The 23,142-nt window shown below is 70.3% G+C and carries 20 protein-coding genes; 5 read left to right on the top strand and 15 right to left on the bottom strand.

All coding sequences use genetic code 11. The features are described 5' to 3' along the window. Window positions 1–310: 310 nt before the first annotated feature. Window positions 311–1,078: a (2Fe-2S)-binding protein gene (locus NS2_RS23790; RefSeq protein WP_036550500.1), complete on the bottom strand. Its 768-nt coding sequence runs from the start codon at window positions 1,076–1,078 to the stop codon at window positions 311–313. Between the two features lie 253 nt (window positions 1,079–1,331). Here NS2_RS23790 and NS2_RS23785 point away from each other — a divergent pair, with 253 nt between their 5' ends. Beyond that, on the top strand, window positions 1,332–1,652 hold the full coding sequence (locus NS2_RS23785) for a hypothetical protein (RefSeq protein WP_033089586.1): 321 nt from the start codon (window positions 1,332–1,334) through the stop codon (window positions 1,650–1,652). Between the two features lie 68 nt (window positions 1,653–1,720). On the opposite strand, the gene NS2_RS23780 is transcribed toward NS2_RS23785, so the two are convergent. Both NS2_RS23780 and NS2_RS23775 read right to left on the bottom strand, forming a co-directional pair. Then, window positions 1,721–3,928, bottom strand: a complete 2,208-nt coding sequence (locus NS2_RS23780) for a SulP family inorganic anion transporter (protein WP_033089585.1) — start codon at window positions 3,926–3,928, stop codon at window positions 1,721–1,723. A gap of 188 nt (window positions 3,929–4,116) precedes the next feature. Next, window positions 4,117–6,321 (bottom strand): SulP family inorganic anion transporter, encoded by a 2,205-nt coding sequence (locus tag NS2_RS23775; RefSeq protein WP_033089584.1) that lies wholly within the window; start codon window positions 6,319–6,321, stop codon window positions 4,117–4,119. 340 nt (window positions 6,322–6,661) lie between these two features. Between NS2_RS23775 and NS2_RS23770 the strand changes: the two genes are divergently transcribed. After that, window positions 6,662–7,708 (top strand): extracellular solute-binding protein, encoded by a 1,047-nt coding sequence (locus tag NS2_RS23770; protein WP_071344034.1) that lies wholly within the window; start codon window positions 6,662–6,664, stop codon window positions 7,706–7,708. Between the two features lie 11 nt (window positions 7,709–7,719). On the opposite strand, the gene NS2_RS23765 is transcribed toward NS2_RS23770, so the two are convergent. The 10 genes from NS2_RS23765 to NS2_RS23720 form a co-directional block, all read right to left on the bottom strand. Then, entirely contained in the window at window positions 7,720–8,100 is a 381-nt protein-coding gene (locus NS2_RS23765; protein WP_033089582.1) for a DUF5313 family protein, read from the bottom strand. Beyond that, window positions 8,097–9,740 carry a SulP family inorganic anion transporter gene (locus NS2_RS23760; RefSeq protein ID WP_081986132.1) on the bottom strand — a complete coding sequence of 548 codons (1,644 nt, stop codon included), beginning with the start codon at window positions 9,738–9,740 and terminating at the stop codon, window positions 8,097–8,099. The genes NS2_RS23765 and NS2_RS23760 overlap by 4 nt, the downstream gene beginning before the upstream one ends. A gap of 2 nt (window positions 9,741–9,742) precedes the next feature. Continuing rightward, window positions 9,743–11,572 carry a phosphoenolpyruvate carboxykinase (GTP) gene (locus tag NS2_RS23755; protein ID WP_033089580.1) on the bottom strand — a complete coding sequence of 610 codons (1,830 nt, stop codon included), beginning with the start codon at window positions 11,570–11,572 and terminating at the stop codon, window positions 9,743–9,745. A 106-nt stretch (window positions 11,573–11,678) separates the two neighbouring features. Continuing rightward, the gene (locus NS2_RS23750; RefSeq protein WP_033089579.1) at window positions 11,679–11,978 is read right to left on the bottom strand and encodes an ArsR/SmtB family transcription factor; all 300 of its coding nucleotides are present in this window, start codon (window positions 11,976–11,978) and stop codon (window positions 11,679–11,681) included. Window positions 11,979–12,107: 129 nt separating this feature from the next. Further along, on the bottom strand, window positions 12,108–13,586 hold the full coding sequence (locus tag NS2_RS23745; protein WP_033089578.1) for a hydrogenase large subunit: 1,479 nt from the start codon (window positions 13,584–13,586) through the stop codon (window positions 12,108–12,110). After that, window positions 13,583–15,049, bottom strand: a complete 1,467-nt coding sequence (locus NS2_RS23740) for a proton-conducting transporter transmembrane domain-containing protein (protein WP_033089577.1) — start codon at window positions 15,047–15,049, stop codon at window positions 13,583–13,585. The genes NS2_RS23745 and NS2_RS23740 overlap by 4 nt, the downstream gene beginning before the upstream one ends. After that, window positions 15,049–15,663, bottom strand: a complete 615-nt coding sequence (locus NS2_RS23735) for a hypothetical protein (RefSeq protein ID WP_155239428.1) — start codon at window positions 15,661–15,663, stop codon at window positions 15,049–15,051. Before NS2_RS23735 ends, NS2_RS23740 begins: the two co-directional genes overlap by 1 nt. A gap of 44 nt (window positions 15,664–15,707) precedes the next feature. Then, window positions 15,708–16,664: a respiratory chain complex I subunit 1 family protein gene (locus tag NS2_RS23730; RefSeq protein ID WP_033089597.1), complete on the bottom strand. Its 957-nt coding sequence runs from the start codon at window positions 16,662–16,664 to the stop codon at window positions 15,708–15,710. A 5-nt stretch (window positions 16,665–16,669) separates the two neighbouring features. Further along, the gene (locus NS2_RS23725) at window positions 16,670–18,604 is read right to left on the bottom strand and encodes a proton-conducting transporter transmembrane domain-containing protein (protein ID WP_228102945.1); all 1,935 of its coding nucleotides are present in this window, start codon (window positions 18,602–18,604) and stop codon (window positions 16,670–16,672) included. A 38-nt stretch (window positions 18,605–18,642) separates the two neighbouring features. After that, window positions 18,643–19,104 carry an NADH-quinone oxidoreductase subunit B family protein gene (locus NS2_RS23720; protein ID WP_155239427.1) on the bottom strand — a complete coding sequence of 154 codons (462 nt, stop codon included), beginning with the start codon at window positions 19,102–19,104 and terminating at the stop codon, window positions 18,643–18,645. Between the two features lie 199 nt (window positions 19,105–19,303). Between NS2_RS23720 and NS2_RS23715 the strand changes: the two genes are divergently transcribed. Both NS2_RS23715 and NS2_RS23710 read left to right on the top strand, forming a co-directional pair. After that, on the top strand, window positions 19,304–20,107 hold the full coding sequence (locus tag NS2_RS23715; protein WP_036549945.1) for an alpha/beta fold hydrolase: 804 nt from the start codon (window positions 19,304–19,306) through the stop codon (window positions 20,105–20,107). A gap of 33 nt (window positions 20,108–20,140) precedes the next feature. Continuing rightward, on the top strand, window positions 20,141–20,488 hold the full coding sequence (locus NS2_RS23710) for a zinc ribbon domain-containing protein YjdM (protein ID WP_033089572.1): 348 nt from the start codon (window positions 20,141–20,143) through the stop codon (window positions 20,486–20,488). Here NS2_RS23710 and NS2_RS23705 read toward each other — a convergent pair. Further along, the gene (locus NS2_RS23705; RefSeq protein ID WP_033089596.1) at window positions 20,485–21,060 is read right to left on the bottom strand and encodes a TetR/AcrR family transcriptional regulator; all 576 of its coding nucleotides are present in this window, start codon (window positions 21,058–21,060) and stop codon (window positions 20,485–20,487) included. The genes NS2_RS23710 and NS2_RS23705 overlap by 4 nt on opposite strands. Window positions 21,061–21,092: 32 nt before the next feature. After that, on the bottom strand, window positions 21,093–22,223 hold the full coding sequence (locus NS2_RS23700; protein WP_033089571.1) for an agmatine deiminase family protein: 1,131 nt from the start codon (window positions 22,221–22,223) through the stop codon (window positions 21,093–21,095). A gap of 149 nt (window positions 22,224–22,372) precedes the next feature. Between NS2_RS23700 and NS2_RS38500 the strand changes: the two genes are divergently transcribed. Next, window positions 22,373–23,142 (top strand): maleylpyruvate isomerase N-terminal domain-containing protein (locus tag NS2_RS38500; RefSeq protein ID WP_147207291.1); only part of this gene is annotated, 770 nt, incomplete at its 3' end.

Below are 23,142 nucleotides of genomic sequence, written 5' to 3'. Positions count from 1 at the left end.
CTGGTGCGAGGAGGTCGCCTCCCCGCGATCGTGGCCGGTCACGAAACACATAGCTCCGGCGGCCACCACTCTATCGGCACGCCCGCGACCCCGCGCCGATGGACCGGCCCGGCCACGTCACCACCGCCCGGGCCCGCCGCCGGTATCCGTCTGACCTGCTCCGATCCGGCCGGATACCGGGCCTCGACCGGCGGTGCGGGCAACCGGGGTGGAACCGCCGACCGCCTCGGCTGGTCCCCCGCGACGCTTCCCACTGCGGTGCAGGGCGTTTCGCGCGACCGGCGCACCACCGCGCGAACGGCCGAGGCGGTCAGCCGCGGGCGGCGAGCTCGGCAAGAAGGGCTTCACGTTCCGGCGCGGGGCGCTTGGGGCAGCTGGTGCACATCTCGCAGCCGGGGACCTCGAAGACCAGGCAGCAGGAGATCCGCCGCACGAAGGTGCGGCCACCGATGTCCTGGAAACGCGGCACGGGCAGACGCCCGGCGACATCACGGGCCAGGCGGGCTCCGGCATCGGCGGCCCCGATATCGAGGGCGCGATTGCCGATGGCGTCGGCCACGATCGCCCAGAGCGAGGGGATGCCCGCACCGGAGACCTCGCCGACCACCGGGATGACCCGCGACAGGGTGTGGCGCAGGGCCTGGCCGATCGGCGTGGTGGCACAGCAGGCGGCCGAATGCGGCTCGGGGTGAGCGCAATTCGCCGGGCCGTCCACGACACCGGAGCCCTGGTCGGTGGCGGCGCTCGCGACCGGGCCGGTGGCGACGAGGCCGGTGCCGAGCGCCACCGCGTAGGCGTGCGGTTCCGGAACGACCCGCTCCACACCGCCGTCGGGCCGGATTTCGAGGCCGATGTGCTCGAGGGCCGGGTCGAAGGCGGGCTGTCCCGAGGCGACGGCCGCCACGATCGGATCCACCAGGGACGAGGCGGCCATGCACCACCACAGCGTCCCCGACACCCGCGAGTTGGCAGTCCCCCACGAGATCCCCATGTCGGCGATCCGTTCGGCCAGCCACTGCGGGCGCAGCAGCTCGGTGCCGGGCACCAGGGCCTGTGAAACAGGGGGCTGCGCAACCATTTCCATCCGACTCCGATCCGGCCGACTCACGGTGATTACTACCCAGGGTGGTCACCCAACAATGTCACGTTTTCCTGCGGCATTGGGCCGTTCCCCCCGAACCGCCCGTGCGACCGATTCGACCGCGGCGAGGCGGGCTCAGCGTAATGCCGCCCGCGCACTCCCGCCGCGCCGACGCGCCCGGGCTCGGCCGAAGAGCCGGTGCGGCGCGTCGCTCCAAGATCACCACCGAGTGCGGCCGTAGCCTGACGCCGTGAGTCCCGCCATCGAGACCATCCTCATCGGTGGATACGCGGTCGCCCTGCTGGTGGGCGCCCTGACCGTGGACGCCACGGCACGCCGTGCGCATCGGCGTGCCTACCGCCGGGCCGGGCGTTTCCATCGCCGCATCGCACTGGCGATGGTGTGGCTGTCCGCCCTGGCCCTGGTGCTGGCCGCGGTCCGCCAGCCCGCGAATTACGTTGCCCTGCTGCCATTCTCATTGGCATGGGCGGGGGTCGCCTGGGCGCTGACCGAGCATCTGCGCCACCCCGGGCCGATTACGCGGCCCGCACGAGACGCCCGCAACGGCTGACGCGCCACATCCGAAACACACCGGCGCGGGCCCCCGTTCCGGGATGCCCGCGCCAGTGTTGTCCGGTTCTAGTGGGTCGGTGCCAAGGCCGCCAGTTCGGGGGCATCGATTTCGGCGATGCCCGCCGCGGTGACCTCCAGGACTCGGGCGGGCCCGATGTCGAAGAACAGGCCCGAGACCTTCAGACCGCGTTCGGCCATGGCACGGCGGACCACCGGATGCGAGCGCAGGGTGTCCACCTGGACGGCGACATTGACGATCGAGAGCTGGTCGGCCACACCGAATCCGGCGCGGGCGGCCGCGGCGGCGACCGGGTCGTCGGAGTGGAAGCGGTCCAGGCTGGCACGGCCGTGGACGAGCCAGTTCCCCAGGCCGGGACCGGTCGCCCCGCCCGCGACCAGCGCCTTCATCGCACCGCAGGCCGAATGCCCGCACACCACCACATTGTCGACCTGGAGTTCGTCGATGGCGAAGGCGAGCGCGGCCTCGATGGAGGCGTCGCGGCCGCCGGGGGCGACGATATTGCCGACATTGCGGATGGTGAACAGGTCACCGGGCCCGCTGTTGGTGATGACGTTCGGCACGATCCGCGAATCCGCGCAGGTCAGGAAGAGTGAGTGCGGATTCTGGGTGTCGCGCAGTTCGTCGAGGTGCGGGCGCACCACGTGGGCGTTGCGGCGGTGGAAGGCCCGCACGCCGTTGGTGATCGGATTGCCCTCACCGGCGCGCCACGGCCGCAGCGCGTCGTCGAGCAGGGTGCGGGCGCGGCCCCGGACCGGCGGCCCGCTCAGGGCGTGCGCCATGTGCGCGGTGCCCAGTTCCACGAATTCGACCGTGCCGCCGGTGTTCTCGTGCTGGCGCGCCCAATCGTGGATGGCCTCGTACCCGGCGTGATCGAGGAAGTCGACGCTCATCTCCACCAGCACGTCCGCACCGGTGGGCACCTTCGCCAGCTCGGCCGAGAGCTTGGGCAGCGCCAGGAAGGTGCAGGTGCCGTCGATGGCGACCAGCCAGCGGTCGGTCCCGGCCACCGGGGCGGCACTCACCACGACCCGCACCACCCGCCACAGCAGCAGGCCGAAAGCTATTGCCAGGCCGATGATCACGCCCTCGAGCAGGTTCAGGAACACCACGGCGACCAGGGTCGCCAGGTACACCAGCAGATCACCGGTGCGCCGGGCCAGCTTGATGTGCGCCAGCTTGACCAGCTGGATGCCGACCACGATGAGCAGACCGGCCAGCGCCGATTTCGGAATCTGCTGCACCAGCCCGACCAGCGCCACCGAGAACACCAGAATCCACACCCCGTGCAGCAGTGCCACCGCGCGGGTGCGGCCACCGGCCTGCACATTGGTGGCGCTGCGCACGATGACGCCGGTGACCGGCAGCCCGCCGAGCGCGCCGGAGACCACATTGGCCGCACCCTGCCCGACCAGCTCCCGGTCGAAGTTGGTGCGCGGCCCGGTGTGCATCTTGTCCACGGCGACCGCGGACAGCAGGCTCTCCACGCTGGCGATCAGGGCGATGGTCAGTGCCGCGAGCACCACCGCGCCCCAATCGCCCGAGGGCAGCCCCGGCAGCCCGATGGCGTCGAACAGCGAGCCGCTCAAGACGATTCGGTCGGGTTCGCCGGGCAGCACCAGCGACAGCACGGTGCCGGTCACCACGGCGACCAGCGGTCCGGGCAGCACCCGCAGCACCCCGGGGACGTACTTCCAGCTCAGCATGATGGCGATGACGACGAGCCCGATCAGGAAGTCGGCACCGTGGATGCTGCCCAGTTCGCGCGGCAGCTGAATCAGGTTCTGCAAGGCCGAACTGTGGGACGACCCGCCCAGCAGCACGTGCAGCTGCTGCAGCGCGATGGTGATGCCGATCCCGGCGAGCATGGCGTGCACCACCACCGGCGCGATGGCCAGCGCCGCGCGCGCGATCCGGCTGAGCCCGAACAGGATTTGCAGCCCGCCGGCCAGCACGGTGATGAAACAGGCTGTTTTCCATCCGAATCGGTTGATGGTCTCGGCGACCACCACGGTCAGGCCCGCGGCCGGACCGCTGACCTGTAGCGGGGATCCGCCGAGCAGGCCGACCACCACGCCGCCGACGACGGCGGCGATGAGTCCGGCGGCGATGGGCGCGCCGGAGGCGACCGCGATGCCGAGCGAGAGCGGCAAGGCGACGAGGAAGACAACGAGGGATGCAGGGAGATCATGGCGCAGCAGGGTGTCGAGCCTGCCGGCGGTTCTGCCTGGCGGTGAATCGGTGTCGCGAGACATTTCGCTCCTAAGCGAGCATGTACAGGGGGCATCGAATAAAGGCTGCGGACAGCTCTGGCCGCAGACTCACCGGACGAGCAGTGCCAAGACTAAGAGTAAAGGCTTAGCAAAGCCTGAGAAAAGTTGTGCCCCAAAGTTAAAGGGGTGTGAACCCTTACGGGTCCACACCCCTGCGCGCCTCGCGACCGTCAGGCGGGCTGGGCCACCCGCCCCACCCCGTCGATCTCTCCGATGCCGTCCACCGTGACCTCGACCACGCGTGCGGTCGCGATATCGAAGAACAGCCCCGAGAGCACCACCCCGCGCTCCTCGACGCCGCGCCGCACCACCGGATGCGCGTACAGCGTCTCCAGTTGCACGGCCACATTCACCATCCCCAGCTGATCGATCGGCCCGAACCCCGCCGCCCGGGCCGCCGTGGCCACCGGATGCCCGAGCCGGAAGCGCTCGAGGCTGGGCCGGGCGTGCGCGAGCCAGTCGTCGAGCCGGGAGCCGGTGACCAGTTCCCCGTGCAGCGCACCCATGGCCCCGCAGCCGGAGTGTCCGCACACCACCACCGAGCGCACGTCCAGCTTGTCGAGGGCGTAGATGAGCGCGGCCTCCATGGACGAGTCCTGGGCGTCGCGCGGAATCAGATTGCCCACATTGCGCACCGTGAACAGGTCGCCGGGCCCGCTGCTGGTGATGACATTGGGCACCACCCGCGAATCCGCGCACGTGACGAAAAGCGAGTCGGGTTCCTGACCGTCGCGCAGCACCCCCAGGTGCGGCCGCATGACGTGCGCGTGGCTGCGGTGGTAGGCCGCCACGCCCGCCACGATCCGGTCCACGTCATTGGCGCTGCGCCGCCACGGCCCCAGTACCTCGTCGAGCAGGTGGCGGGAGTGCCCGCGCGCGGGCGGCCCGTCCGCGGCATCGGCCATGCGCACCGCGCCGACCTCGATGAATTCCACTGTGCCGCCGTCACTTCGGTGCTGCTCGGCCCAGTCCTGCAGCGCGTCGCAGGCGGCATGGTCCATGAAGTCGACGGTGAGCTCGATCTCGGCGTCCGCGCCCGGCGGTATCTTCGCCAGTTCGGCCGTCAGCTCGGGCAGTGCCAGGAAGGTGAAGCTGCCGTCGATGCTCACCCGCCAGCGCAGCGCGTCGGTCTCCTGCGCCGTCACCGTCACCCGCACCACCCGCCACAGCAGCAGCGCGAAGGCCAGCGCGAGCCCGACCAGCATGCCCAGCAACAGATTCCAGAACACCACCACGAAGGCGGTGGCCGCGTACACCACCAGATCTCCGGTGCGCTGGGCGCGGCGGATGTGGGCGAGCTTGATCAGCTGGATGCCGACCACAATGAGCAGTCCGGCCAGCGCGGCCTTGGGAATCGAGCGCACCACCCCGACCAGCGCCACCGAGAACAGCAGGATCCACACCCCGTGCAGCATGGTCGCGACCTTGGTGCGCGCCCCCGCCTTGACATTGGTGATGCTGCGCACGATGACCGCCGCCACCGGCAGCCCGCCGATCAGGCCGGAGACCATGTTGGCCGCGCCCTGCCCGAGCAGTTCGCGGTCCAGATCGGTTCGGCGCGCGCTGTTGTGGCGCATCCGGTCCACCGCCACGGCCGATAGTAGAGTCTCCACGCTGGCGATGAGCCCGATGGTGACCGCCATCAGCGCGACCTGCGCCCAGCTGCCGTGCGGCACCTGCGGCAGGTGCAGTTCCCGCAGCAGCGAGCCGTCGATGGAGATGTGCTCGACCCGCACCGGCAGCACCCGGGCCAGACCGGTGGCCACCACGACCGCGACCAGCGGCGCGGGCACCTTGCGCGCCGGTTCGGGCAGGTGCCGCCAGCCGACCAGAATCGCGATCACCACCAACCCGATACACAGATCACCGGCGTGCACCGAGGCCAGCTGGTGCGGCAGCGCGACCAAGGCGTCCCAGGACGAGGTCAGCGAATCCCCGCCCATGAGCACGTGCACCTGTTCCAGCGCGATGCCGATCCCGGCGAGCATGGCGTGCACCACCACCGGCGCGATGGCCAGTACGGCGCGCGCGATCCGGCTGAGCCCGAACAGGATTTGCAACCCGCCCGCCAGAACGGTGATGAAACAGGTGGCCGCCCAGCCGAATTGGTTGATGGATTCGGCGACCACCACGGTCAGCGAGGCGGTGGGCCCGCTGACCTGGAGGGTGGATCCGCCGAAGAGCCCCGCGACCACACCGCCCACCACGGCGGCGATGAGTCCGGCGGCGACCGGCGCGCCCGCGGCCACGGCGATGCCGATGGACAGCGGCAGCGAGACCAGGAAGACGACGAGCGAGGCGGGTAGATCGTGGCGGAACACGGTGGTGAGGCTGGGAAGCGACGTCCGTGGAGGCTGATCGGTGTCGGTGGACATATTTCTCCTTCGCCGGCACGGCGCGGCCGCCCGGTTCATCGGTCAACATGTACTGGCATCGAGAGGCAGCGGCGGGCGAGGCTGGAGAACCACGACGCTTGGCAGACCGCAGGTAATCGTAAAGACAGTCCAAAGAAATTGAAAAGCGTTTGCGGCAATTGAGGCGAAGCGCTACCAAACTGTGACACATCTCACCGCCTCCGGGCAACCCGCCCGGACTTGTCACCTTCTGTTCACCCAAACCTCCCCGCCGGGTCGGGGGCGCGGCTTAATCTTCCGCGGCCAGATCTGCTGTGGAACCCGGACCATCTCGGGGTCCTTCGGGAAAGGGTTCCGCGGAATGCCGCTCTCCCGCCGCGCTTTCGTCGCGGCCGCCGTCACCTCGGCACTCGCGACCGCCGCCTGCGGCAGGCATCCCGAACCGAATTCGGCTCCCGCCGTTACCAGTTCGTGGACCGCCCCGCCCGGGCTGTCGGGCGAGCTCACGCTGTATTCGGCGAATCCGCAGGACCTCGGCGACGAGCTGCTGGCGTCGTTCACCAAGGCGTCGGGGGTCAAGGTCGCCACCTTCAACGGCGAGACCGGCCGGGTGGTGGCCAAACTCGACAAGGAGGCCGCACACCCGGTCGCGGACGTGGTGTATCTGGCGTCGTGGATTCCTGCGGCCCAGTACGCCCTCGACGGCCGCACGCTGCCCTACACACCGCGCGGGGCCGACCGGATCCATGACGGCTGGCTCGGCAAGGACCACGGGTTCATCGGCCGCGACGGGTCGGCGCTGACCATGGTGGTCAATTCCAAGCTGAGCCCGCGCCTGCCCAATGACTGGGCCGATCTTGCGGCCCCCGAATTCCGCGGCAAGGTGATCATGCCGGACCCGCGCGAATCCGGCACCGCCCGTGACCTGCTCGCGGCCATGGTCAGCGCGTGGGGCAAGGACCGCACCTGGGCCATGTTCGACAGCCTGTTCGGCAACGGCATGACGGTGCGTGGCGGCAACGGGCCCGCGCTGGACGAGGTCACCGCGGCCAACTACGCCGTCATCCTGGGCGGGGTGGACTACGCCGCCTACGACGCCGCGGCCAAAGGCGTTCCGCTGCGGGTCATCTCACCGGCCTCGGGCACCGTGATCACCCCGCGGCCGGTGTTCATCCTCAACACCACGCGCAATCCCGCGGCCGCGAAAGCCTTGGTGGACTACATGTTCACCCCCGAGGCGCAGCGGATCGCGGCCGCCCACAAGATGATTCCGGCGCGCACCGACATCGCGACGGCCCCGGGCACCCGCGCCTACGCCGACGTCAAGCAGCTGAGCTTCTCGTGGGATTTCGTCAAGGGCAGCGGTGCGGGCGTCCTCGCCGAATTCAGCGCCCGCTATCTGAACTGATCCGAGCCGAATCAGCCGCGCCCGTGCGCCTTTTCGTAGGCCGCATGGGCGGCGGCCGCCCGCTCGCGCTCGCGCCGGTCGGCCAGGGCCGGGTCGAGCCCGTGCTTGGCCAGCCGGGCGCGGCGGAAGACGTACATGAGCGCGGCGGTGAAGTAGATCAGCGGCAGGTACAGCAGCGCCATCATGGCCGCGCCCATCCACAGCGGGCCGGGGATGAGCAGGAACAGGCACAGCGGCGGAATGATCGGGACGAGGATGCGCAGCATGTACCGCCGCGCGGCCCCGGGCCCGGTCAGATCGTCGATCACCCACTGCGACATCGATGGCGGCAGCGTGCCGCCCGCGATGTAGCGCAGACGCTGCAGGAGATTCGGGCTGGTCGGTTCGCTCATCGGTGGGCGCTTTCGGCTGGGCTGGAAACGAGTTCGCGGGCAACGGCTATGGCATCGGGGGTGTGTTCGAACAGGTGGCCCGCGCCCGCGCCGGGCAGCGCCCCGATGGCCGCCAGTCGCCGCCGGTGGTCCGCGCGCAGACCCGACATGAGCACGGTGATGCCGCGGTGCTCGAGCTTGCCGACGGCGTCCTTGAGGGTGAGCGCGCCGGTGGTGTCGAGGGCGGTGAGGTGGGACATGCGCAGGATGACCACCCGCACATCGGCGACCTCGGTCAGTTCCAGCAGGAACCGGTGCGCGGCGGCGAAGAACAGCGGCCCGTCGAGGCGGTAGGCCACGATGTGGTCGTGCAGCAACTGGTGTTCCTCGGCCAGGTGGTCGGCGTCATCGAGCGGAATCTGGTGGAGCCGGGCCGAGCTGGCGACCGAGCGCAGCGCCAGCAGCACCGCGATGCCCACGCCCACCGCGACCGCGGTCACCAGGTCCATGGCCACGGTCACCACGAAGGTGACGGCCATGATCGCGGCGTCGCCCTTGGAGGCGCGGGCGATGGCCGCCAGCGACGCGGTCTCGACCATGCGCACGGTGGTGGCCAGCAGCACTCCGGCCAAGGCGGCCAATGGAATCGAGGCGACCAGGCCCGAGGCCAGATAGACGATGGCGGCCAGCACCACGGCGTGGGTCAGCGCGGCCAGCCGGCTGCGTGCCCCGGAGCGCACATTGACCGCGGTGCGCGCGATGGCCCCGGTGGCGGGCACGCCGCCGAACAGGGGCGCGGCGATATTGGCCAGACCCTGCCCGAGCAGCTCCCGGTCGGGATTGTGGCGGGTACCCACGGCCATGGCGTCGGCGGCGGTGGCCGACAGCAGCGATTCCAGCGCGGCCAGCGCCGCGACCGCCAGGGCGGGGGCCAGCAGCGAGCCCAGCTGATCCAGATGCACGAATCCCAGCGTGGGAGCCTGCAATCCGGACGGGATGGAACCGATGAGCGCCAGATCGAGGTGGAACAACTTGGCGGCCAACGTCGCCAGCACCACGGCCAGCAGCGCGAACGGCAGCCGCGGCAGGTACCGGCCGCCGATCAGCAGGATCGCCGCCACGGTCAGCGCCGTGGCCAGCGATACCCAGCTGGGCCCGGACACGAACTGCCGCACCGCATCCCAGGCCGACTGCCACACCTTCTCGCCGTGCGCGTGCGCGATGCCCAGCGCGGACGGGAACTGCTGCAAGGCGATGACCACCGCGATACCCGCGGTGAAACCCTCGATCACCGGGGCGGGCATGTAGCGCACCGCGCGCCCGACCCCGGCGACCGCGAGCACCACCAGCACGAGCCCGGCCAGCAGCCCCACGGCCAGCACCCCGCTCGCTCCGTGCAGATGGAAGATCGGCACCAATACCACCGTCATGGCTCCGGTCGGCCCGCTCACCTGGAAGCGGGAGCCGCCGAACACCGCGGCGATCGCGCCCGCCACCACGGCGGTGGCCAGCCCGGCCGCCGCGCCGAGCCCGGAACTGATGCCGAAGCCCAGTGCCAGCGGCAGCGCGACCAGCGCCACGACCAGTCCGGCCAGCAGATCCGCGCCCGGGGCGCGCACGGCGGGTAACCAGTCCGACCGGACCGGTAGTAGAGATGCCACGATCAGAGAGCCTCGGCCAGACGTAGTTTCAGGGCGGCCAGCTGCGCGCGCAGCGCCTCGGGCAGGCGATTGCCGCCGATGGTGGCGTACCACTCGTCGATCGACTCGATCTCGCGCACCCATTCCTCGACATCGACGGCCAGAGCCGCGTCGATCAGGCCGCGATAGCCGGCGCCGAGCCCGTCGAGCACGAGGGCGTCCGCGGTGGGCACGAAGCCGATCGGGGTGCGCTCGGCCTCGGCGGTGCCGTCGAGGCGTTCGAGGGCCCATTTGAGCACGCGCACATTGTCGCCGAAGCCCGGCCACAGGAACTTGCCGTCGGCGCTGCGCCGGAACCAGTTGACCTGGAAGATCTTCGGCAGCTGCGCGCCCTCGCGCGCGCCCATCGCCAGCCAGTGCGCGAAGTAGTCGCCCACGTGGTAGCCCAGGAACGGCAGCATGGCCATGGGGTCGCGGCGCACCACGCCGACCTGGCCCGCCGCGGCGGCGGTGGTCTCCGAGGACAGCACCGAGGCGGTGAACGCCCCGTGCGCCCAGTCGAAGGACTCGGCGACCAGCGGAATGGTGGTGGCGCGGCGGCCGCCGAAGAAGATCGCCGAGATCGGCACCCCGCGCGGGTCGTTCCATTCCGGGGCGACCGAGGGGCACTGCTCGATCGGGGTGCAGTAGCGCGAGTTCGGGTGCGCGGCCGGGGTGCCCGACTCCGGGGTCCAATCGCGGCCGTGCCAGTCGATGAGATGGGCCGGGGGCTGCTCGGTCAGGCCCTCCCACCAGATGTCGCCGTCATCGGTGCGGGCGGTATTGGTGAAGATGGAATTGCCCGCGTCGACGGTGGCGATGGCATTGGGATTGGTCTTGACCCCGGTTCCCGGTGCGACGCCGAAGAATCCGGCCTCCGGGTTGACCGCGTAGAGCCGCCCGTCGGCCCCGAACCGCATCCAGGCGATGTCGTCACCGATGGTCTCGGCCTTCCAGCCGGGCAGCGTCGGCTCGAGCATGGCCAGGTTGGTCTTACCGCACGAGGACGGGAACGCGGCGGCGATGTAGTGCGTCTTGCCCTGCGGGGAGGTCAGTTTCAGGATGAGCATGTGCTCGGCCAGCCAGCCCTCGTCACGGCCCAGCACCGAGGCGATGCGCAGCGCGAAGCACTTCTTGCCCAGCAGCGCGTTGCCGCCGTAACCGGACCCGTAGCTCCAGATCTCGCGGCGCTCGGGGAAATGCGAGATGTACTTGGTCTTGTCGCACGGCCACGGCACGTCGGCCTGTCCCTCGACCAGCGGCGCGCCCACCGAGTGCAGGCACTTCACGAATTCGGTTCCTTCGGTGAGCTTTTCCCACACCTGGGCACCCGAACGGGTCATGATCTGCATCGACACCGCGACGTATTCCGAATCGGTCACCTGCACACCGAATTTCGGCTCGCCGGCGTCCAGCGGGCCCATGCAGTAGGCGATCACGTACATGGTGCGCCCGGCCATCGCGCCGCGGTAGTGCTCGGTCATGACGGTGCGCATATCGACCGGATCGACCCAGTTGTTGGTCGGCCCGGCATCGCGCTCGTTCTCCGAGCAGATGAAGGTCCGGTCCTCCACGCGCGCCACATCGTCGGGGTCGGAAACACACCAGAACGAATTCGGCTTGGCCGGCAGCGGAACGAAGGTGCCCTTGGCCACCAGTTCGGCGGTGAGCCGATCCCACTCGTCGCGGGACCCGTCGCAGAAGACGATGCGCTCGGGCGCGGTCAGCTCCGCGACCTCGGCGACCCAGGCCAGCACGGCCTCGTGGTCGGTCGGGGCGGGCGCGGTGGCAACCGCGGCGATACGTTCGGGCACGGCGAACCTCTCTTCACGAAACAACTAGGTTTTGAGTTTAGAAAACACGCAAGCAGCGAGGTCGGGCGACCCCCCTGCTCAATTCGAATGGAGCGGGGGGCCGCGGCTACGCCGGTTGTTCGAGCGCCTCGGCCTGGCCGGTAACGACGCCGTTGAGGATGGCGCGGGCCACCACGAGCAGTTCGGCGACCTGCGGGGAGGTCAGCTCATAGGTGACCGAGAGCCCTTCGCGGCGGGCGGTGACCAGCCCGGCACGGCGCAGAATGGACAGCTGCTGGGACAGATTCGCGGCCTCGACCCCGATTTCCACCAGCATTTCCGAGACGGCGTGATCGCGCTGGCTGAGCAGTTCGAGCACGCGGATCCGCACGGGGTGTCCGAGCGTCTTGAAGAAATCCGCCTTCATTTGATAGAGCGGCCGTTGCAATCCTGGCACCTGCGGGCCACTCCTTCCATCGGCGGCGGATCGCGCGGTGAGCGACCGACCCGGGTGATTGCAGAGTTTAGCAAACAGGACAGTGCCCACCCCACCGGGTCATAGATCATTGCCCGCGTAGGACAGATTGAAGCTCTTGTTGACCAAGGGGAAGTCCGGCACGATCGTCTCGCTCATGGCCACGGGCAGGGCGGGCCAGTTGAACCAGGACGGATCCACGATCTTGGCGCGGGTCAGCCGGTCGGAGTCGTCGACCTCCACCCGGTGCACGATGGTGCCGCGCCAGCCCTCGACAATGCCCACACCGCTGCCCACCCGCGGCGCAGAGCCGGGTTCGGCCGTGAATTCCGTTGCGCCCCGGTGGTTCACGACGATGTCGGTGATCAGCGCGACCGAGGCCGCGAACTCGTCGCGGCGCTGGGTGTAGCGGGCGAGCACGTCGCCGCCGGTGCCGCGGATCTCCTCGACGGGCAGCTCGACCACGGGGTGGTCGAGGCGGGCGTCGGTGATCAGTCCGCTGGCGCGGGCCGGGCCACCCAGGCAGCCCAGGGCGCGGGCGTCATCGGCGGAGAGCACGCCGGTGCCCTCGAACCGGTCGTAAACCACCCCGTTGTGCAGGGTCAGGGCGGTCACCTCGGCGAGGGCGGCGGTGATCGTGGCCAATCGCGCCGGATCGGGCAGTTCCCGCAGCGTCACGCCGCCGGGCCGGATCGCGCCGCGCAGCAGCCGGTTTCCGTTGACGGCGGCATTGATCCGCAGCAGTTCCTCGCGCAGGCGCAGGGCGTGCGCGTTGGCCAGGCCGAAGCCGACGTCATTGGCCAGCGCGCCGACATCGGCGGCGTGGTTGTAGAGGCGTTCGAGTTCGACCAGCAGCGCGCGCAGGCGCTGGGCGGGCTCGGAAACAGCGATGCCGCAGGCTTCCTCGACGGCCAGGCAGTGCGCCAGCGCGTGCGCGGCGGAGCTGTCGCCGCTCACCCGTTCGGCGAGTTCGGTTGCGCCGGTGGCGGATCGGCCGTGGAAGAGGCGTTCCAGGCCGCGGTGGACATACCAGAGCCGGGCCTTGAGCCGGACCACGGTCTCCCCCACCACCGAGAACCGGAAGTGGCCGGGTTCGATGAGCCCGGCGTGCACCGGGCCGACGGGGATCTCGTAGACGCCCTCGCCGCCGACGGTGAGGAAGCGCAGCTCCCCCGAGCCGCCGAATTCGGGTGGGGCGGGCGGTGCGTCGGCGCGCATGGGGTGCCAGTCGTCGGGCCCGTGGGCGTGGCGGACCAGCCGCCGCGGCCGGGGGTGGCCGCGCAGCCCGATGCCGTAGAGGTCGAGCATCTCGCGTTCGAACCGTCCGGCCGGGAAGGACATGTAGGCCATCGACGGCAGTACCGGATCGTGCACGGGCAGCAGGCATTCCAGTTCGACGCGGCGGTCGGGCCGCCCGGCCAGGAACAGGTACACCACGCGCAGCGGCGGTCGCCCGTCGTCGTGCCCGGCGGCCAGGGCCAGCCGGTAGCCCGCGCCGAGCAGTTCCTCGGCGGCATCGGTGAGTTCGTCGACCGAGACCAGGCGGCGGGTGCGGTTCATCGGGCCGCCACCTGCTGTGCGGCGGTGGTGAACAGGTCGGTGAGCGGCCCGGCGGTCACCCCGAGCGCCAGGGCGGCGACGACGCCGACGGCGAGCGCGGCGGTGAGGGTGACCGGCACGGCGATGGCGGGCGCGCCGGACGGTATCGGGCCCAGCAGGATTCGGCTGCTGTTGCGGACCAGGGCGGCGAAGGCGATGGCGATCAGCAGCAGGGCCGCGCCCAGCGCCCAGGCCAGCCGGGCGTCGGCCAGTGAGCGGGCGATGGCCAGTTCGCTGGCGAACAGGGCGAAGGGCGGCAGGCCCAGCAGCGCCACCATGCCGAGCGCGAAAGCCGTTCCCAGCACCCGGGATCGGGCCGCTACCGCGGTGATGGAGGCGATGGCGGTGGAGTCGTGGGCGGCCTGCAGCGGGCCGGTGGACAGGAACAGCACGGTCTTGCCGACGCCGTGGGCCAGCACGTGCAGCAGCAGGGCCGCGATGGCCAGGCGGGTGCCCGCCGCGGCGGCCACGGCCACCAGGCCCATGTTCTCCATCGAGGAATAGGCGAGCATGCGTTTGACGTCGCGGGTGACGGTGAGCAGCAGCGCGGCGATGGCCAGGGTCAGCAGGCCCAGGGTGAGCAATCCCGCACGCAGGTAACCGGTTCCGATGGCTGGGTCGGCAACGGCCTTGACCCGCAACACCACCGAGAACGCCACCGCGAGCAGCACCCCGCTCATCAGCGCCGAGACCGGTGCGGGGGCCTGGCTGTGGGCGTCGGCGAGCCAGGTGTGGAAGGGCGCGAGCCCGACCTTGGCGCAGTAGCCGATGAGCAGCAGTCCGGCGGCCAGGCGGGTCACGCCCGGATCGAGACCCGGTGCGTACCTGAGCAGGACGTCCAGATCGAGGGAGTGCTCGGTGGGCGCGCCCGCGTGCCGCGCGGCGAAGTGCAGCAGCACCGTGCCGAGGAAGGCGACCACGATGCCGACCGAGCAGATCACCACGTATTTCCAGGTCGCCTCGAGCGCGGCCTTGGTGCGACGGTGCCCGACCAGGAAGGCGGTGGCGACGGTGGTGGCCTCCACGGCGGTCCAGATGACGCCGATATTGTTGGCGCACACCGCGACCACCATGGCGGCCAGGAAGGTGGGCACCAGCCCGGCATAGGCGCGGGCGCCGCGGGCGTCGGTATGGCCGTGGGCCAGTTCGGCGTCGATGTAACCGATTCCGGCCCAGGTGGCCAGGGTGCCGACGACGCCGATGACGGTCAGCATGGTCACCGACAGCGCGTCCACCCGCAGCAGCCCGTCCACGAGTACGAGTTCGCGCCCGTGCAGCCGGACGCCCAGGGCGACCGCGCAGCCCAGGACGACGAGTGCGGCGGCAACGGTGAGAAGTGCGGTGGCCCTGCGCCATCCGCCGAGCGCACCCGCGATGGCGGCGGCGACGGGCGCGAGCATGGCGGCTACGACGGTCGAGGTCATCACTCGTGCAGCTCCCGCAACTGGTCGAGGTCGGCCCCGCCGAAGGTGCGGCGCAACCGGCCGGTGAGAATCCCGATCACCATCACCGCGAAGAACACGTCCAGGGACACCCCGAGCTCGACGATGAGCGGGACACCGGCGGTGAGCAGGAACGCGGTGGCCGCGATCCCGTTGTCCAGCATGAGGAATCCGGCCGCCTGGGAGACCGCGTGGCGGCGGGTGGCCATGACGAACAGGGCGATCAGGATGACCGCGAAGGCGGCGGGCACGGCGGCGGTCTCGGGCCCGGGTTCCAGATTGACCAGCGGCCGGGTCACCGCGAACGCGATCACGGTGAGCCCGGCCGCGATCAGCAGCGAGGCCGCGGTGTTCACCAGCGGGGTCGCCTCGCGGTATTCGCCGCGTTCGGCGCCGACGGCCCGGCCCAGCAGCCACGGCAGCACCCCGGCCCGCAGGCCGAGCACGATCACGCCGACGATCAGCAGCGGCGGGTCGCGGTGCTGGATGCCCTCCACGATCGGAATCACCGCCAGGGCGACGCCTTGCGCGCCCAGCAGCCAGGTGATGGCGCGCAGGTCACGCCGCCACACCACGAACACCGCGCCCAGCACCATGGCCCCGGCGGCGAAATCCAGCAGGCTGGCATAGCCGTTGGCGGTCACGCTCCTCCTCGCGCGGTGAAGAAGTTGGCGGCGGTCACCGCGAGCAGGGCCAGCAGGAACGATCCGGCCAGCAGCTCGGGGACCCGGAACAGGCGCAGCTTGGCGATGAACACCTCGGCGAAGGCCAGGGCCACCGCGAGCACGACCACCTTGGCGGCAATGGCCACGACGCCCAGGCCGACCTCCACCAAGCCCGGTGCGCCGCCAGCGATGCCCCAGGGCAGGAACAGATTCGCCAGCAGCGCCAGCAGCACGGTCATGCGCATGGCCGCGGCCCATTCGATGAGAGCCAGTCGCGGACCGGCGTATTCGAGGATCATGGCCTCGTGCACCATGGTCAGCTCCAGGTGCGTCGCGGGATTGTCCACCGGCAGCCGGCCCGTCTCGGCGATGATCACGATGACCAGGGCGGCGGCGGCCAGCACCGCGCTCAGGGTGGCGACCCGGCCGGGATGATCGATGGTATTGCGCACCAGCGCACCGAGATTCGAGGAACCGCCGGGAATCGAGAGGGCGAACAGCGACAGCAGGATGGTCGGTTCGACCAGGGCGGCGATGACGGTTTCGCGGCTGGCGCCCATGCCGCCGAAGGCGGTGCCGGTGTCGAGCCCGGCCAGGGTGAGCGCGACCGTGCCCAGGAACAGCAGGCCGACCACGGCGAACAGGTCGGCCGCGCCGTCGAGCGGGGATCCGGTGGCGACCAGCGGTGCGACGGCCGCGATGACCAGGGTGGTGCCCGCGAGCACCAGTGGGGCGCAGGCGAAGACGGCGGTGGTGCCGTCGGGGATGATGGACTGCTTGCCGAGTTGCTTGCGCAGGTCCCGCCACGGCTGGGCGATGCCCGCGCCCGCGCGGCCCTCGGCGCGGGCGCGCACCTGTTTCATCACCCCGGCCACCACCGGCGCTCCGGCCATGACGCCGCCGATCTGGGCAGCGCCCGCGAGGTACGACAGCACGGTCATCGCGACACCACCAGCACGATCAGCACGCCCACCGCGCCGTAGGCGAGATACAGGTGGACGCTGCCGTTGTGGGCGCGTGCCACCGCCACCGCCGCGAGCCGCACCGCGCGGACCACCGGCTGGTAGAGCCGCTGTTCGATGGTGTCGGCGATGCGGGCGCGGTAGGCGACCTTCTCGACCAGGTAGCGGGATTCGGCCAGCGGGGTGATCTCGATATCGGTGTCGGGGCGCAGTACGTCGTCGAAGACGCGTTGCAGGGGTTCGGCGAAAGAGGTTGCGGTGTACTGCATCCGGGGCGAGGGCTGGTCCGCGCCGCAGGCCCACAGCGGCAGGGTGGCGGTGGCCGGATTGCGGCGTGCGCGCAGGGCGGTGGCCGCGGCGACGGCGGCGACGGCGGCGGCCACGACGAGGGCGATCACACCGGGCGAGATGGATCCGGACATGCCGGGCAGTCGGACAGTCCAGCCGAGGCCGGTGAAGTCCCGGCCGGCGGTGACCGGCAGCTCCGCGAGGGTGCGCTCCAGGAACGGACCGGCGGCCATGGGCACGACCGCGAGCACCGCGCACACGCCGGCGCACAACGCCATTCCGGTGACCATCGACGGCGGGGCTTCCTGCGCGCGGGCGGCCTCTTCGGAGCGTGGGCGGGCCAGGAAGCCGACGCCGAACGCCTTCACCATGGCCGCCACCCCGAGTCCCGCGGTCAATGCGACCGCGCCGACGGCCAGTGGCGCGGCCAGGGTCACCACCGGATCGCGTTGCGCGCCGGTGTGAATCAGCGACTGCACCAGCAGCCATTCGCTGACGAAACCCGCGCCCAGCGGCAGGCCCGAGGCACCCAGGGCGGCGATACCGAACAGGGTCGTGGTGGCGGGCATGCGCCGCGCCAGGCCGCCCAGCCGGTCCAGGTCACGCAGCCCGGTGGCGGCCAGGACCGAACCGGCGCACAGGAATCCGAGACTCTTGAAAGCGGCGTGGGCCAGCAGGTGCAGCAGGGCGGCGGCCATGGCCACGGTGGCGGCGGCGGTGGACCCGGCCGCGCCCAGCAGGGTGGCCGCGCCCAGCGCGAGGGTGACCAGGCCCATGTTCTCGGTGGTCGAGAAGGCCAGCAGCCGTTTGAGATCCGCGGCCACCGACGCCTGGAGCACGCCGTAGACGGCGGTGATGCCGCCGATGATGAGCAGGGTCAGGCCCCACCAGCGCGGGCCGGGGCCCAGCAGCTGCAGATCGAAGCGCACGATGCCGTAGATGCCGAGGTTCACCATGGCGGCGCTCATCAGTGCCGAGACCGGGCTCGGGGCCTCGGGGTGCGCGCGCGGGAGCCAGGCGTGCAGCGGCACCAGACCGGCCTTGGAGCCGAAACCGGCCACGGTGAGCACGAATACGGCGGTGCGGGTGCCCTCGGGCACGGCGGTCAGGCCGCTGAACCGGTCCGCGCCGCCCGCCGCGGCCGAGGCGATCAGCAGCCCGGCCAGAATGGCGGCGAAGCCCAGCTGGGTCATGACCGCGTAGAACACGCCCGCGGTGCGGGCGGAGCGGCGCTGGTGTTCGGCGAAGACCAGCACCAGGGAGGCGATCGCCATGGACTCCCAGGCCAGCAGAAAGGTGGTGACCGACCCCGCCGCGGGCACCACCAGCATCGCCCCCGCGAATATCGGCAGCACCGCCAGCGGCACCGGGCCCAGGTGCTCGCGACGGGCGTAGCCGATCACGTACGCGCCCACCGGAATCGCCACCGCGCCGGTGAGGACCAGGAAGAACCCGCCGAGCCGGTCCAGGTGCAGGTACACCCCCGACAGCGGCAGCAGCCAGCCGATCGATAGTGAGCGCGGCGCGCCGAAGACGCCCGTCAGCCCGGCCGCCACCCCGGCGATGCCCGCCAGCGCGGTGACGGTTCCGGCGAGCGGCGCGCCGATGGTGTTGTGGCGCATCGGGATCGACGCCGGTGGCCGCTGCGCCACGGTCGCGGTCATCGCCCGGTCACCGAGCGCAGGGCGGCCACGATCGCCTCGGGCGAAGGCGGGCAGCCCGGGATCTCCACGTCCACCCCGACCACATCGCGCACCGCACCCACGACCCCGTAGGCCCCGGCGAACAGGCCCTGATTCAATGCGCAGTCACCGCAGGCGATCACCACGTTCGGCGCGGGCGTCGCGGTGTGCGTGCGCCGCAGCGCCTCGGCCATATTGCGCGTCACCACGCCGGTGACCAGCAGGCCGTCGGCGTGCCGGGGCGAGGCGACCAGTCTCGCGCCGTAGCGTTCGGCGTCGTAGACCGGGCCGAACGCGCCGGAGATCTCGATCTCGCATCCATTGCACGAGCCCACATCCACATGCCGCAACTGCGTCGAACCACGCAGTACCGCGGGCACATTCGCCGTACCCGGCGACGGCTCCGGGGCGGGCTCGGCCACCCGGCCGAGCCGCAGCATGGCGCGCAACCAGCCCACGGCCGTCACCGTCCGCTTCGGACGGCGGGAGGAACAACCCCTACGAGTACGTCACCCACGGGTTGAAGGTTTAGCAGATGCGAGCACGCCGTTCTACTGTTTGCGCAACAATGAAACAAGTAAATTTCGCACACATGGTACGTTCGGGCGTTCCTCGGCCCGCCCTAGAGAAAGACCGAACGTGCCCCTCGCCACCCTCAATGGGATCAGCCTCAACTACGACGTCACCGGCAACGGCCCCCTCGTCGTATTGATCATGGGCACCGGCAGCCCCGGCCGGGTCTGGCGGACGTATCAGGTTCCGGCGCTGTTCAAGGCCGGATTCCGGGTCGCCACCTTCGACAATCGCGGCATCTCGCCCTCCGCCGAGAGCGCGCACGGCATGCGGATCGAGGATCTGGTCGCCGATACCGCGGCGCTCATCGAGCACCTGGGCGGGCCCGCGTACGTGGTCGGCACGTCGATGGGCGCGCGCGTCACGCAGGAACTCGCGCTGGCGCGACCGGAATTGGTGCGCAAGGCGGTCATGCTGGCCACCACCGGGCGGCCGCATCCGCTCGCGAGCACGTTGAACAAGGGCGAGCGGGCGCTGGCCGAGCAGGGCGTGAAGCTGCCCCCGGAGTACGCGGCCGCGATCAAGGCGATCCTCAATATGTCCCCGCACACCCTCGAAGCCGACGATTCCGCACAGCAGTGGCTCGATATCTTCGAGTACTCGGCGAGCTCCGCGACCGCGCCGGGTGTGCTGGCGCAGCTGCGGATGGATCGGTCGGGCAACCGGCTCGACGCCTACAAGCGGATCACCGTGCCGAGCCTGGTGGTCGGGTTCGCCGACGATCGCATGCTGCCACCGGTTTTCGGCCGCGAGGTGGCCGACGCGATTCCGGGGGCGCGCTTCGTGGAGCTCGACAAGTGCGGGCACTACGGCTATCTGGAGCGTCCGGACGAGGTCAACCGGACCATCATCGACTTCCTCAATGCCTGAGCATCAACCCATCCCATCGAAAAGGAGCCGACCATGAGTGACGCCCTGCCGCCCTGCCCCGCCTGCTCCAGCGAGTACACCTACGAGGTCGGCAGCCTGCTGACCTGCCCGGAGTGCGCGCACGAATGGGCCCTCGACGCCGAGTCCGCCGCGGCCGAGGACGGTGTGATCCGTGACGCGGTCGGCAATGTGCTCACCGACGGCGACACCGTGACCGTGATCAAGTCCCTCAAGGTGAAGGGCAGCCCGACCGGGATCAAGGCGGGCACCAAGGTGCGCAATATCCGTCTGGTCCAGGGCGTCGGCGATCACGACATCGACTGCAAGGTAGACGGAATCGGCGCGATGCAGCTGAAATCCAGTGTGGTGAAGAAGGTTTAGCGCGCGCCCAGCTCGGCGGCCAGTGCGCCGGTGAGCAGGGTACGGGCGCGGTCGAGGGTGAGCGAGCCGCTGTGCCAGCGTTCGCTCAGACCCTCGACCAGCGCGGTGAGGCGTTCGGCCACCGCGGCGGCGTCGAGATCCAGTGCGATGGAACCGATTTCCTGACCGTGCAGGATGAGGGTCTCGACGTCGGAGTTCCAGGACGCGGTGCTGGCCCGGAGTGGTTCGCGCAGTTCGGGATTGAAGACCGCGCTGGCGCGCAACTCCCCCCAGGCGACGCTGTTCTCCCGAACATCTTCGGCGTCCTGGATTTCCAGCAGCAGCATCCGCTCGACCTGGGCGCGCGGATCGGTGAGATCGGCGAACGCCTGGTTCGTGTAGGACTCCGCGCGATGATTGATGTGCGCCAGCGCCGCGCCCAGGATGCCGGCGCGATCCTTGAAGTGGTAGTAAATGAGCGCGGTGGACACCCCCGCGGCGGCGGCCAGCTTCTCGACCCGCAGTCCGCGGACTCCGTCCTGCGCGATGACTCGGACGGCGGCTTCCAGGATCTGGGTCTGACGGTCTGACACGATTTCCACCTTAGGGGTGCCCCGCACGCGGGTCAGTCGACGGGTTCCTGCTGGGTGGTGCAGTGGATGCCACCGCCGCCCGCGGCGATGGCGTCGATATCGATCTGCGCCACCTGGCGATCCGGGAACAGGCGCGCCAGGGTGTTCCTCGCCGCCGCGTCGGTGTAGGCGTCGCCGAACTCGGGGGCGATGACGCCGCCGTTGCAGAGGTAGAAGTTGATGTATCCTGCCGCGAAGTCGTCGCCCGCGCCCTTGTCGCGCAATTCCGAAGGGGATTCCAGGGTTTCGACCTCGAGCGGGCGGCCCTGCGCGTCGGTGGCGTTGTGCAGGATGTCGAGGTGGCGGCGGGTCACGTCGTAGTCGAAGGACTCCTCGTTGTTGTCCAGCCCCGCGACCACCACGCCGGGGCGGGCGAAGCGGGCGTAGAAATCGGTGTGGCCGTCGGTGATGTCGTGCCCGGCGATGCCCGGCAGCCAGATCACCTTCTCGAGGCCGAGCAATCGATGAAGCTCGGCCTCCACGTCGGGCTTCTTCCATCCCTTGTTCCGATTGCTGTTCAGCACACAGGATTCGGTGATGATGGCGGTGCCCTCGCCGTCGACCTCGAGCCCGCCGCCCTCGAGCACCAGGTCGGTGTGCACGGTCTCGACACCGGCGCGACCTTCGACGAAGGTGGCCACCTCGGCATCGCGGCGGTGCTGCTGCTTGCCGCCCCAGCCGTTGAAGTTGAAGTCCACTCCGGCCTTGGTGCCGTTGCCCTTCACGAAGACCGGGCCGGTGTCGCGCATCCACAGGTCGTCGACCTCGGCGACGATGAGTTCGACGTTCGCGCCGCCGAGCAGGTTCCGGGCCATATCCAGTTCGTCCCGGCGCACCAGCATGGACACCGGTTCGAAGCGGGAAACGGTGGCCGCGATGGTGGCCAGGTTCTGCCGCACCTGCGGCAGCATCAGCCTGCCCCAGATGGCTTCGCTCGCACCGAAGGCCATCCAGGTGCGCTTGTGCGGAGCGCCCTCGTCCGGCATCACCCACGAGCGCCCGTCGCCGGGGTGGGATGTGCCGGAATCGCCGCCGAACCACGACGAGATCGGCCCGTCGCACCCCGCGAGCAGCAGCCCGCCCATGGTCAGGATCCCTGACCGCATGAACCGCCGTCGTTCCATCTACCTGTCTCCTTGTCGAGGGCACGGCGCGGCGTTCCCTCTGCGGCGCGCTGAAACCGATGAACCAGCCGGTGGAGCGGCCGTCCGCACAATGACGGCCCCGAGCCGGGCAGCAGGAACACTAATCTTGACTGAATTTTCAGTCAAGGATGGAGGCGCAGGTCACCCACCCCGCGCCCGCTCCGGGGTCACCCGATCACCGCGGCCGAGCGCCGCACACCATCGAGCGGGAGCCGTATATCTTTGCGCCCCACCGCCATTGCGGCCGCAACCGCCCTAGGGTTGAGCCGAACCAAGATCATCGACTCGAAGGAGACCGGCTCGTGACGCACAAGGGCGTGGACTGGCTGGCACCGATCGAGGCGTCCACCCGCCGCTTCGTCACCACCGTCGAATCCCTCACCGACGCCGACCTCTCCGGCGCCTCCCTCATCCCCCCGTGGACCCGAGGCCACGTCATCACCCACGTCTGCCGCGCCACCGACAGCCTCATCCGCCTGCTCACCTGGGCTCGAACCGGCATCGAAACCCCGCAGTACGCCAGCATGGAAGCCCGCGCCGCCGAAATCGAAGCGGGCGCACCCCGCCCCGTCGCCATCCAACTGGCCGACCTCCTGGAAACCGCCGACCGCTTCGCCGATGCGGTCCGGGCACTCCCCCCCCCCCGAGGCCTGGGACCGCACGGTCCGCCCCCGCACCGGCGAACCCCGCACCCCCGAAACCCTCATCCCCATGGGCCTGCGCGAGCTGGAAATCCACCACACCGACCTGAATGCCGGCTACACCTTCACCGACATCCCGCAAGACGCGGCCCGCTGGATCCTCGACGATATCGCCGACGCCTTCTCCCGCCGCACCCCCGCATCCCCATCCCTCCTCCTCCGCGCCACCGACACCGACTTCCAACGCGACCTAATAC

The sequence above is a fragment of the Nocardia seriolae NBRC 15557 genome (assembly GCF_007990715.1).
Lineage (GTDB): Bacteria > Actinomycetota > Actinomycetes > Mycobacteriales > Mycobacteriaceae > Nocardia > Nocardia seriolae.
The sequence above is the reverse complement of the archived record's forward strand: the minus strand, read 5'-3'. Positions and strand labels throughout refer to the sequence as shown.